Source organism: Catenovulum sediminis, from assembly GCF_007289895.1.
GTDB classification, from domain to species: Bacteria; Pseudomonadota; Gammaproteobacteria; order Enterobacterales; family Alteromonadaceae; genus Catenovulum; species Catenovulum sediminis.
The window spans coordinates 2,611,136-2,623,800 of the sequence record NZ_CP041660.1 but is presented as its reverse complement, the minus strand read 5'-3'; the positions used below and the strand labels follow the sequence as shown (position 1 = coordinate 2,623,800).

Here is a 12,665-nt window from a genome sequence, read left to right as displayed (position 1 = left end):
TAGGCCGTAAGGCAAGTATTTGGGACGACCCAGATACAAAAATAAGCTTGATGCGGGACGACCCGCTAAGACGAGTGAAATATCATGTTTAACACAGTCCTAATTGCCAACAGAGGCGCAATCGCCTGCCGCATTATTCGTACCCTAAAAAAGCTTGGCATTAAAAGTATTGCCATTTATGCAGAAGCCGATAAAGAATCGTTACATCTTAAACAAGCGGATGAAGCCTACAGTTTAGGAGAAGGCGCAGCCGCAGCTACTTATCTGGACCAAGAAAAAATTATCACCATTGCTCAACAAACAGGTGCGCAAGCAATTCACCCAGGTTATGGTTTTTTAAGTGAAAATGCGACCTTTGCAGAAAAACTCAAACAACACAACATCAGTTTTATCGGGCCGCGCGCGCAGCAAATGATCGACTTTGGTTTGAAGCATCAAGCACGTGAAATTGCTGAGAAGGCAAATGTGTCATTGGTGCCTGGAAGTGGCCTAATTGCAGATTTAACCGAACTGGTAAAATATGCCGAAAGCGTTGGCTTCCCGGTCATGCTAAAAAGTACGGCGGGTGGCGGCGGCATTGGCATGCAAAGGTGTGACTCGGTTGATGAACTAGAAAAAGCTTTCATCAACGTAAAACATTTAGGTTCACAAAATTTTGCAAACGATGGTGTTTTTGTCGAAAAATTCGTAGAAAAAGCACGCCATATAGAGGTTCAAGTCATCGCAAATGGATTTGGCCAGGTTGTTACTTTAGGCGAGCGAGATTGCTCCAGCCAACGACGCAATCAAAAAGTTATTGAAGAAACACCTGCGGCTAACTTACCTTCGTCCACCCGCAGTGCCATGTTAACAACCGCTAAAAATCTAATGGCCTCAATAAACTACCTCAATGCAGGTACCGTTGAGTTTATTTACGACCCGCAGCAAGACCAGTTTTATTTTTTAGAAGTAAACACTCGCTTACAAGTAGAACATGGTGTTACTGAGATGTGCTACCAGGTTGATCTGGTTGAGTGGATGCTTAAAGTTGCCTATAGTGAAAGCATATTAAGTTCACCTTTAGATTTATCTGAATTAGCGGATTTAAAACCGCAAGGCCACGCAATTCAAGCGCGCATATACGCAGAAAACCCAGCTAAAAATTTTCAACCCTCGGCAGGTTTACTGACTCAAGTCGAATGGCCGCAACAAGAGGCTAGAATCGATCATTGGATTGAAGCGGGGCTAACTGTGTCGCCATTTTTTGATCCTATGCTGGCAAAAGTTATTGTCCATGCAGAGAACCGAGACACTGCAATCGACAAGCTTCAAAGCGCCCTGACCGCGTCAAAAGTCTACGGCGTGATAACGAATATTGATTATGTACAGCAGATTTTAGCGGATGAAAGCTTTAAACAAGGCAAAATTTTTACCCGCAGCCTCAATGATTTCCAAGCACAATTTGCAGGCTTTGAAGTGTTAAAAGCCGGCACTATGACCACTATTCAAGACTACCCTGCCCGCGTCGGTTATTGGGATATAGGCGTACCACCATCAGGCCCATTTGATTTTTATTCATTTCGCTTGGCAAACCGATTATTAAATAATCCAGACAATGCAGCTGGTTTAGAAATAACCTTACAAGGACCAAGTTTAAAATTTCATCAAGATTGCCAACTTGTGGTCACAGGTGCAGAAATAGAGATACACCTTGACGAAAAACCACAAAAAAACCACCAGATAATCGATATCAAAGCTGGACAAATTTTAAAAATAGGCAAAGTTAATGCAGCAGGTGCACGCGCCTATTTAGCTGTCAGTGGTGGCATTCAATGTCCGGATTATTTAGGCAGTAAAAGCACTTTTACTTTAGGTCAGTTTGGTGGACATTGTGGTCGCGCGCTGCGTATCGGTGATTTTTTAGCCACTCCCAAAACAGTAGAATTAGCAAAAATTACACCGCCAACTCAACCTACTTCAAGTGACATGATTCCGGCAGAGATAGTTGCACCGGTCACCAATAACTGGTCTGTCAGAGTGATATATGGCCCACATGGCGCGCCCGATTTTTTTACCGAAGAAGACATTGCCAATATACAATCTCACACTTGGAAAATTCACTATAATTCGAGTCGGACAGGCATTCGTTTAATCGGCCCGAAACCCCAATGGGCACGGGAAACAGGCGGAGAAGCGGGCTTGCACCCTTCCAATATCCATGACAATGCGTATGCTTTTGGAACAGTCGATTTTACCGGCGACATGCCCGTTATATTGGGACCCGATGGCCCAAGTTTAGGTGGTTTTGTTTGCCCATTTACTGTGATTAGCGCAGATTTATGGAAACTGGGCCAATTAAAAGCAGGTGATAATCTTCAATTTGAAGTGGTCGATCTGACAACCGCCAAGCAAATAGAAATTGCGCAAAATCAACAAATAGATACGCTGACTAAAGTAAACTGTGATTACCAGAGCAGCGCTATCTCAACACCGATATTAAGTACCTTAGTAACTGATGATGGCGAGCCTGATTTAGTATTTCGTCAAGCGGGCGACAAGTTTTTATTAGTGGAATACGGCGAACTTGTATTAGATCTGACACTGCGCGCGCGCGTGCAAGCATTATTAGAGGCATTACAAGCAAAAAATATTCATGGGATCTTAGAGATCACGCCGGGCATTCGTTCACTACAAGTACATTATGAAAACCTGCTAATAGATGTCGAAAGCCTGATTGAGGTCATTAAACAAATTGACCTAGGTTTAGGTGACACCCGTCAATTGAGTTTTGAATCACGCATCGTCCACCTGCCATTAAGCTGGGATGACAAAGCCTGCCAAGAAGCTATCGATAAATATGTGCAATCAGTGCGCAAAGATGCGCCATGGTGTCCGTCTAACCTAGAGTTTATTAAACGGATAAACGGCTTGGACAGCATTGAGCAAGTTAAAAAAATTGTTTTTGACGCGCATTATTTAGTTTTAGGTTTAGGGGATGTTTATCTCGGCGCACCGGTTGCAACCCCACTCGATAAATGCCATCGGTTAGTGACCACGAAGTACAATCCGGCCCGTACCTGGACCGCAGAAAACTCGGTCGGAATAGGGGGTGCGTATATGTGTATTTACGGCATGGAAGGGCCCGGAGGTTATCAGTTTGTTGGTCGGACAGTGCAAATGTGGAATCGATATCGCAGTAACGAGATCTTCAACAAACCATGGTTATTACGATTTTTTGACCAAGTTAAATATTACCCGGTCAGCCATGAAGAATTGATGCAAATTCGCGAAGACTTTCCGTTAGGCAAGTGGCAACCCAAAATTGAGACGTCTAACGTTTCTATGCCCGAACTGATTCAGCAATGGCAAGACAACCAAACCGCCATAGACAAATTCACTCAACAAAGAGAACAAGCATTTGCCAACGAAATGGCCGAATGGAAACGAACAGGCCAATTAAACTATTCATATGAAGCGGAGGCTGAACAAAAATCAGCAGAGATTGAGCTAACCGACAAGCAATATTTAATGGAAGCGACAGCGGCCGGAAGTGTGTGGAAAGTTGCCAGTAAAGCCGGACAGCAAGTTTCTTCTGGTGAATCAATTATTGTGCTTGAATCGATGAAGATGGAGATTGATATCGCCGCAACTGAAAACGCTAAAGTAATCAAAATTCTAGTTAAAGAAGGTCAGCAAGTTCATGCAGGTCAAGCCCTGATGGTATTGGAGGAGGCATAATATGCAACAAACAAACTTAACCATAGAAGCGCTCAATAACGCCTATTCGACTGGTGCTTTATCTGCAGAAACGTTAATTTTAAGCCTCGCTGCAGAAGCAAAAACGCAAAAAGCAGTCTGGATAAGCCTGCTCGATGAAACGCAGATAACAGCGTATTTGGCTGGGCTGAAAAATAAATCACCACAAACCCATCCACTGTACGGCGTGCCATTTGCGATAAAAGACAATATAGATTTAGCTGGGTTGCCAACAACGGCTGCTTGTTCTGAATATAGTTATATCGCAGAAAAATCAGCCTACGTTGTCGAGCAATTAATCGATGCTGGTGCAATACCTATTGGTAAAACCAACCTAGATCAGTTTGCCACCGGATTGGTTGGCACACGCTCGCCCTATGGTGAAACTAAAAATGCATTTAACCCCGACTATATCTCAGGTGGCTCAAGTTCAGGCTCTGCGGTTGCCGTTGCGACCGGCATTGTCAGTTTTGCACTCGGTACAGACACAGCAGGATCCGGCCGGATACCAGCATGTTTCAATAATCTAGTTGGTTTAAAACCCAGCAAAGGGTTATTGTCGACTTCAGGTGTTGTACCAGCCTGTCGAAGCTTAGATTGTGTTAGTATTTTTGCGCTGACCGCAAACGATGCCAACACAGTCTTTCAAATTGCCGCGCAATATGATGCCAGCGACTGTTTTGCACGGATAAATACACCCGCCAATAAAAGCCCAGTACTGAGCAAAGCAGAATTTACCTTTGCCGTGCCTTTGCCAGAACAACTAACTTTTTTCGGTGATAATATTTATCAGGCAGAATTTTACAAAACGATTGAAAAACTTGAAGCGTTAGGCGGTAAGAAAACACAGTTAGGCTTTTCGCCAATGCTACAAGCTGCTAAATTATTATACGAAGGCCCTTGGGTCGCAGAGCGATACCTTGCAACGCAAGAGATTATCGAGAAAAAGCCTGAAGCGATGCTTGATGTCACGCGAACTATTATAGAAGCAGGTAATTCGGCAAAAGCAACCGATTGTTTTGCTGCTTTATATAAACTACAAGCCCTTAAAAAACAAGCTGATGCAATAGTAGAACAAGTTGATTTTGTGGTGACACCAACAGCAGGGACACATTATACACGCGAAGAAATTAGGGACAATCCTATCAGTTACAATTCAAATTTAGGTTATTACACCAATTTTATGAATTTATTGGATTATTCTGCTATAGCCGTGCCGACCAGCTTTACAGAGCAAAAAATGCCGTTTGGTGTGACCTTGTTTAGTTTTGCACTGCAAGACCAAAAATTATTGGCATACGCAGATAAAATCATGCAATCCAATCAACTGCCACTCGGCGCAACAACTTGGCCCCTCACCAATAAAACACTGTCGACCTCTAATAATCGAGGTTTTATTGATCTAGCGGTATGTGGTGCGCACTTATCCGGTATGGCCCTCAACCACCAACTTATCGAGCGGAATGCGTTATTAGTTGAAAAAACAACAACCGCTAAAGCCTATCAAATGTATACCGTTCAAGGACCTGTCGAACGCCCTGCTCTAATTCGCTCGGAGCAAGAAAAACAAAGCTTTGAAGTGGAAGTTTGGCGAATGCCAACGGAACATTTTGCATCTTTTGTCCTAGGAATCGCTGCACCGCTCGGAATGGGTAAAATCGAACTCGTCGACGGTCGTTTAGTCACTGGCTTTATCGCTGAAGCAATTGCACAAAAGGGCCGTAATATAAGTGAATTCGGTAGTTGGCGAAAATATATGGCTACACAGTAACAGATTACTCACTCTGTCCCTGCAGTGTTTATCAAATAGCGGTAAAACAGGTCGAAAACCGACACAATTTTACGCTCGAATATATCTAAATGGAGTTGAGTGCAAAATAATTGCAGTGTTTGTGCTCGAATCCCTTTAGTTACTTTCCCCAACATCTAGGGCGTGTGAATCTTTGTATTATTTTTATAAACAAAGATAAACACGCCCTAGTGAAACAAATTTTTATATACAAAACCATTGACAATAAAATTTACGCCCCTTAAATTATCATACGATAACATGATGTTATCCGATTAATAAGTTGAGTCTGTTGCATACACCTCATTTATTCAATCAAATTTGAAAGCGCTTACACACAACTACTTTAAGGAGTACTCAAAAGTAGCAAGCGTAAAACCACTTACATACTAAAGGATATATATATGTTTATAAGGTCAAAAAACACATTTTCTGACACAGTTAAACTCATCTCTATCACATCTGGCATACTGTTGTGCCAAAATGCTCTTGCTAATACACCCTACGGAACAAACCCAATTGCCATCCCAGGTACAATTGAAGCAGAACTGTTCGACTTAGGCGGCCAAGGTATTGCTTATCACGATTTAGGTGCAGGCAATACAGGTGGTCAATTTCGCAATGAAGATGTAGATATCGAGATCGCATCAACCGGTGGCTATAACATAGGTTGGTTTGAACCCGGTGAATGGCTTGAATACACAGTCAATGTTGAAACTGCAGGAAATTACGCCATCCATGCGAAAGTTGCGTCTGGAATGAATGGCGGTTCATTGCGTTTTGAAGTTTATGGTGCAACAAATACCAACAGTGAAACCATTAGTTTTCCTGGTACTGGTAGTTGGCAAAACTGGACAAGCAGCCCTTCAACTTCATTAAGCCTCAATGCAGGTACTCATATTGTTAGAGTGGTGCAGAATTCAGGCGGCTTCAATGTAGACTCGATTTCATTTGCATTAACAAATAGCGGTGGAACACCATATCACGGTGCTCCAGCTCAAGTACCGGGTGTCATCGAAGCTGAATTTTATGATATTGGCGGCGCAGGCATTGCTTACAATGATTTGAATGCAGGCAACACTGGCGGGCAACTGCGCAATGAAGATGTCGATATTGAACTCGCCAGTACCGGAGGCTACAACATCGGCTGGTTTGAACCGGGAGAGTGGTTAACCTACACGATTAATGTGAGCCAAGCAGGTAATTATGATATTTCAGCCATTGTTGCCTCGGGTATGGGTGGTGGCGCTATGCGCTTTGAATTTACTGGCGCGACAGATGTTCAATCTGCTGATATCCAGATAAGCGACACAGGTGGTTGGCAAAATTGGACGCCTTCGCCAAATACCAGCGTTACGTTGAATGCGGGCATGCATGTCGTGCGTTTACTTCAGCTTTCAGGCGGCTTCAATGTCAATTCTTTTTCTTTGCAAAGTGACACAACAGGTGGCAACTTGCCTGTCGCCTATCCAGGGTACACAGGCCAATATCCGGGTTATACCCTGAAGTTAGATGAACGCTTTGATACCTTTGATAATTCAATTTGGGCGAAAGGTGATGGCGCTGTTGGGACCGAATCTGATTGTCGATTTACCCCGCAAGGCGTGCAAATCAACAATGGTAAACTCGAGCTGGTCATTCGCAATGAATTTGTCCCGGCAAGCTGGTCAAACGATCATCAATCTTGGAAAGGGGATTATCATTATTCTTGTGGTGAATTAAGAACGATACCAGCAAAACGAATTAAATACGGTCGTATTGAAACTCGAATGAAAGCACCTGCCCGAGCGCAAGCTTCTGGTTACATCTCATCTTTATTTACTTATAGGCATGAAGGATCGCCAAGAGAGTGGGAAGAAATAGATGTAGAACTAGAAGGTGGTCGACCGGATAAATTTCAAGCAAACTTAATTTATGGCGAAAATGCTGGCAGTTGGAGCGAGACTCGAAACTGGGGCGCATGGGAAGATAAAATAAACATAGCTCCGGCTGATCAATGGCGTGTCTATGCGATAGAATGGACTCCAAGTGCGATAAAATGGTACGTTGATGGCGTATTACATAAAACCTTAGATCAAAGTGACATCGATTGCGTGCCAAATTGTGTTTCTCCACAAATTTATCCAACTCCAATTCCTGATGATCTGACAGAATTGATGATGAATTTTTGGATTCCAAATGACAATATTCAAGATGCTTTTGGCGGCAATAAAGCAAACAACGTCTATCCAATGGTGACAGAATACGACTGGGTGCGCATCTACCAATTAGATTCTCAGCCACTGCAAAACTGGTAATGCTCAATTAGTTAATTGTACGTCTTAGTACAATTGATTGATAAGCGAATTAGTAAGCGAATTAGTAAGCGATATACGCTTTAATCGGTATATCGCTTTTTTCTAACACTTTTTCTTATTCCTCTCATTTTATCCTCTGTTTACTGTATAATGCGCGTTTTTTGCTATTTTGAGATAAACCCATGCGAACAGATAACTACCAAAACCGCTTTGGTGGTAGCCAAAGAATCTATGGCCAACAAGGACTCGAACAACTTAAACAAGCGCACGTTGCAGTTGTCGGTTTAGGTGGGGTTGGCAGCTGGGTTGTCGAAGCGCTGGCGCGGACTGGAATTGGTCAGCTTTCATTATTTGATTTAGACGATATTTGTGTTTCGAATACCAATAGACAAATTCATGCAGTATCTGGTCAATTTGGTCAGTCAAAAACAGAGAGTATGGCCAGCCGTGTAAAGCTGATTAACCCCGAATGCAAAATCAATCCATTTGAAGATTTTGTGACCGCCGATAATGTAGGTGAATACTTTCATACAGGTTTTAATTACGTTGTCGATGCAACCGACAGTGTAAAAGCCAAAGCGGCGATGATAGCCTATTGCAAACGCAATAAAATACGTATTGTCACCGTTGGTGGTGCTGGCGGACAAGTTGATCCGAGCCAAATCAAAATTGCAGATTTAGCAAAAACGATTCAAGACCCCCTACTGGCCAAAGTTCGTAATACTTTGCGCAGAGAATATAACTTTTCTAAAAACCCGAAACGCAAGTTCGGCATTGAAGCGATATATTCAACCGAACAATTACGTTACCCAACCGAAAATGGTGAAACTTGCCTTGCCAAACCCGATACGGGCGATATCGCTAAATTAGACTGTGCGACGGGTTTTGGTGCCAGTACAGTGGTAACAGGCAGTTTCGCTTTTTTTGCAGCTTCGCTGGTGATAAACAGAATAAGCGCGCCCGCAAAATGACCAACGGCTTAAAAAAGTAAAACAAGCTTGGCCTTTGAATTTAACATTATTTGTATTACTGTATATTTTAGACACAGTGTTAAAGTATCAGTAACAATAATGAAAAAGGATTCTTATGGCATTAACATCAAAGCAAAAACAAACCGTCTATTGGCAAGCCAATCTTAAACTGCTCGCTTTTTGTTTAAGCATATGGTTTTGTGTGTCGTTCTTGTTCGGTATTTTACTTGCAGATTGGTTAAATCAATTTTCGTTAGCGGGCTACAAACTTGGCTTCTGGTTTGCTCAGCAAGGCTCTATTTATACCTTTGTCGCATTAATTTTTTTCTATGCGCATAAAATGAATAAATTAGACAGCCGTTTTCAAGCTGACGAAAAACAAGGAGATACAGAATAATGGAATTACAAAGCCTAATTTATCTTGTCGTCGGATTTACATTTCTGGTTTACATTACCATCGCCATTGTTACCCGTGCTTCCAGCACAGGAGAGTTTTATGTTGCGGGTAAAGGCATTCACCCAGTTGCCAATGGCATGGCAACAGCTGCAGATTGGATGTCTGCCGCATCATTTATTTCAATGGCGGGGTTAATCGCGTTTATCGGCTACGATGCATCGGCTTATTTAATGGGTTGGACAGGCGGGTACGTCCTACTGGCATTGTTACTTGCACCCTACCTTAGAAAACACGGAAAGTTTACTGTGCCTGAATTTATAGGCGATCGTTATTGCTCTAAAGCAGCACGTATTGTTGCCGTTGTTTGCTTAATCGTCGCCTCTATTACCTACGTCATTGGCCAAATGAAAGGCGTCGGCGTTGCCTTTAGCCGCTTTTTGGAAATCGAATTTGAAATGGGTGTGTTGGTTGGCATGTGTATTGTTTTTATTTACGCGGTACTGGGGGGATGAAAGGCATTACGTATACGCAAATAGCGCAATATGTTATTTTAATCTTTGCTTATACTGTTCCCGCTGCATTTATTTCGATTCAGCTAACAGGCAATCCAATTCCGCAGTTGGGCTTGGGGAGTGAAATGTTAGCGACAACCGCTGGCGAAAGTACTTATTTATTGGATAAATTAGATGCTGTACTGCATGATCTGGGCTTTGCGGCTTTTACAGAACAAAAAGGCTCAACCATTAATTTATTCCTATTAACCCTATCTTTGATGATTGGAACCGCTGGTTTACCGCATGTCATCATTCGCTTTTTCACCGTACCTGGTGTCAAAGAAGCGCGCAGCAGTGCAGGTTGGGCTTTAGTCTTTATTGCAATTTTATATACAACCGCCCCAGCGGTAGGTGCAATGGCAATATTTAACCTAGCCAAAACAGTACAACCAGAAATAACCCAACAAGCTCCGCGACAAGCGCGAGATTCAGCCCCTGAATCATTAAGTTATAACGAACGACCCGAATGGTTTAAAACATGGGAAACCACCGGCTTATTAGAATTTGAAGACAGAAATGGGGATGGCAAAATTCAGTATTACAATGATAAAAATCCAGAATTTAGCCAAACCGCAAGCGAGTATGGCTGGCAAGGCAACGAACTGGTCACAGTCGACAGAGACATTATGGTATTGGCCAATCCAGAAATAGCGCAATTGCCCAACTGGGTAATAGCTTTGGTTGCGGCTGGCGGGATTGCGGCAGCTCTGTCAACGGCTGCGGGTTTATTACTGGCGATTTCTTCTGCTATATCGCATGATTTACTCAAAGGCACCTTTACTCCAAACATCTCAGAAAAAACAGAGTTGAATGCAGGTAGGTTTGCCATGGCTGGGGCGATATTAGTAGCGGGTTATTTGGGTATTAATCCACCTGGGTTTGCGGCGCAGGTTGTCGCACTAGCATTTGGCCTAGCCGCATCATCAATCTTCCCAGCGCTCATGATGGGTATATTCAGTAAACGCATTAACGAAAAAGCGGCCATAGCAGGTATGCTAGCCGGTCTAGTGAGCACGCTAGTGTACATATTTATTTATAAAGGCTTCTTTTTTATTCCAGATACTCATTTATTGGCAAATACACCCGACAACTGGTTATTGGGTATATCACCCGAAGCTTTTGGTGCAGTGGGCGCTTTTATTAACTTTACACTGGCATTTGTAGTGGCGCGCGTAACACCTGCTCCATCACAAAAAATCATTGATATAGTTAATAAAATTAGAACACCATAAAAATTGTAATCCATTGCTTAACAGCGTAATACTTCTGCATTAAGATAGACTGACTTGTGAAAAAAGGCTATAGGCAATGGATTTTTATTGGATTTTAATTGTTTTTGTATTTGGATTTGCTTTAAAGCAAATTGGTTTACCTCCCATGATAGGGTATTTAATTGCAGGTTTTGCAATGAATGCCTATGGCATCCAGCCAATTAATAATATTGAAACTTTAGCTAATTTAGGTATTACCCTTTTATTATTTACCATTGGCCTGAAAGTGAGAGTGAAAGATCTAACGGATAAAGTTGTATTAGGGGGTGCTATTGGCCCAATGATACTGACCACCGTTTTGGTAGGTGTTGGCTGCTTAGCCATTGGGACAGTTGTCTCCGTTTCACTATTTGATCTGTCGTGGCAAACCGCAGCACTGATTGGTTTTGCTCTGAGTTTTTCAAGCACAGTCTGTGTTGCCAAAATATTGGAAGAGACAGGCGAATTAAAAACACGCCACGGTAAAATATCGATTGGTATACTCGTAATACAGGACTTTGCCGCGGTGATTTTTTTAGTGGCCGCTTTAGGAACGCTACCAAGCTTGTGGGCCTTAGCACTGATACTATTAATTCCCGCCCGCCAAATATTTGGCAAATTATTAACCCAAGCCGGACACGGTGAGCTCTTACCACTCATCGGTTTTTGTTTCGCTTTTGGGGGTTACGAATTATTTTATGCCGTCGACTTAAAAGGTGACTTAGGTGCGCTGATTGCTGGCATGCTCCTGAGCTCACATGCTAAATCAAACGAACTGTATAAATCGTTGATGAATTTTAAAGATTTATTTTTAATTGGATTTTTTATTTCTATCGGCTTCACCGCGTTACCTAGCCTTGAAACCTTTACCTTAGCGATTATATTGGTGGCATTGATACCCGCCAAGTTTGTAATATTCTTCTATATACTGGCTAAACTTAAACTCCGCGCTCGTACCAGTTTCCTAACGGCAATGGCACTGATGAATTTTAGTGAATTTGGTCTAATTGTCGCTAAGATATGTGTCGATAAAAATTGGCTCGCGGCCGATTGGCTAGTGGCTATTGCCATAGCGGTTACACTCAGCTTTGTTATCAGTAGTTTCGTATTTAAACATGCTCATTTGTACTTCAGCCGATACAAAAAATATATCCTGAAATATGAAGCCGAACAGACAGTTAATAACACTTGTCCGAATATGCCAACCACGGCCGAAGTACTGGTCATTGGTATGGGCCGAGTCGGTAGTGGCAGTTATGATGCGTTAGCAGAAGAACTAGGTGATAAGGTTTGGGGCATAGATGCAGATTCAGATCGCATAGAAAAACACCAAAATTTAAAACGAAAAGTGGCTTTGGCTGACGCAGAAGATATTGAATTCTGGGAGCAAGTAGATTTATCACAGGTTAAACTTGTAATGCTAGCACTCCCCTCTTTAGCCGATATGAAAAACGTCATTATGCAGCTGAAATTGTGCCAATACCAAGGTCAAATAGCCGCGATAGCACAATATGCTGATGAAGGTGAGATACTGATTAAATATGGCGCGCACACTGTATTTAACTATCATAAAGAAATTGGTGCAGGTTTTGCCAAAGAAAGTATGAATTTATTAAACAAAGAGGAAGAAAGGCTCAACCTCAACACGCTTTAGGGCGTGTTTATCTTTGTT

General features: G+C 42.4%; 6 protein-coding genes and 1 pseudogene. All 7 read left to right on the top strand.

Going from position 1 to position 12,665, the window contains the following annotated elements; translation table 11 throughout:
* Positions 1 to 84: 84 nt before the first annotated feature.
* The 7 genes and pseudogenes from uca (at position 85) to FNT16_RS10740 (ending at position 12,647) form a co-directional block, all read left to right on the top strand.
* Positions 85 to 3,717 carry an urea carboxylase gene (uca, locus tag FNT16_RS10770; RefSeq protein WP_143871586.1) on the top strand — a complete coding sequence of 1,211 codons (3,633 nt, stop codon included), beginning with the start codon at positions 85 to 87 and terminating at the stop codon, positions 3,715 to 3,717.
* A gap of 1 nt (position 3,718) precedes the next feature.
* Positions 3,719 to 5,506 (top strand): allophanate hydrolase, encoded by a 1,788-nt coding sequence (gene atzF, locus FNT16_RS10765; protein ID WP_143871585.1) that lies wholly within the window; start codon positions 3,719 to 3,721, stop codon positions 5,504 to 5,506.
* A gap of 422 nt (positions 5,507 to 5,928) precedes the next feature.
* Complete coding sequence (locus tag FNT16_RS10760; protein WP_143871584.1) at positions 5,929 to 7,821, top strand: carbohydrate-binding protein; 1,893 nt, start codon at positions 5,929 to 5,931, stop codon at positions 7,819 to 7,821.
* A gap of 182 nt (positions 7,822 to 8,003) precedes the next feature.
* Positions 8,004 to 8,792, top strand: a complete 789-nt coding sequence (gene tcdA / locus FNT16_RS10755) for a tRNA cyclic N6-threonylcarbamoyladenosine(37) synthase TcdA (RefSeq protein WP_143871583.1) — start codon at positions 8,004 to 8,006, stop codon at positions 8,790 to 8,792.
* A 115-nt stretch (positions 8,793 to 8,907) separates the two neighbouring features.
* On the top strand, positions 8,908 to 9,189 hold the full coding sequence (locus FNT16_RS10750; RefSeq protein ID WP_143871582.1) for a DUF4212 domain-containing protein: 282 nt from the start codon (positions 8,908 to 8,910) through the stop codon (positions 9,187 to 9,189).
* Positions 9,189 to 10,975: pseudogene (locus FNT16_RS10745) on the top strand (sodium:solute symporter family protein). Before FNT16_RS10750 ends, FNT16_RS10745 begins: the two are co-directional and overlap by 1 nt.
* A 76-nt stretch (positions 10,976 to 11,051) precedes the next feature.
* Positions 11,052 to 12,647: a cation:proton antiporter family protein gene (locus FNT16_RS10740; protein ID WP_143871581.1), complete on the top strand. Its 1,596-nt coding sequence runs from the start codon at positions 11,052 to 11,054 to the stop codon at positions 12,645 to 12,647.
* Positions 12,648 to 12,665 lie beyond the last annotated feature (18 nt).

Bases quoted from the DNA above. Each gene is read 5' to 3' on its own strand.
- FNT16_RS10750 (WP_143871582.1), top strand. From the start codon at position 8,908: ATGGCATTAACATCAAAGCAAAAACAAACCGTCTATTGGCAAGCCAAT.
- atzF (WP_143871585.1), top strand. From the start codon at position 3,719: ATGCAACAAACAAACTTAACCATAGAAGCGCTCAATAACGCCTATTCG.
- uca (WP_143871586.1), top strand. From the start codon at position 85: ATGTTTAACACAGTCCTAATTGCCAACAGAGGCGCAATCGCCTGCCGC.
- tcdA (WP_143871583.1), top strand. From the start codon at position 8,004: ATGCGAACAGATAACTACCAAAACCGCTTTGGTGGTAGCCAAAGAATC.
- FNT16_RS10740 (WP_143871581.1), top strand. From the start codon at position 11,052: ATGGATTTTTATTGGATTTTAATTGTTTTTGTATTTGGATTTGCTTTA.
- FNT16_RS10760 (WP_143871584.1), top strand. From the start codon at position 5,929: ATGTTTATAAGGTCAAAAAACACATTTTCTGACACAGTTAAACTCATC.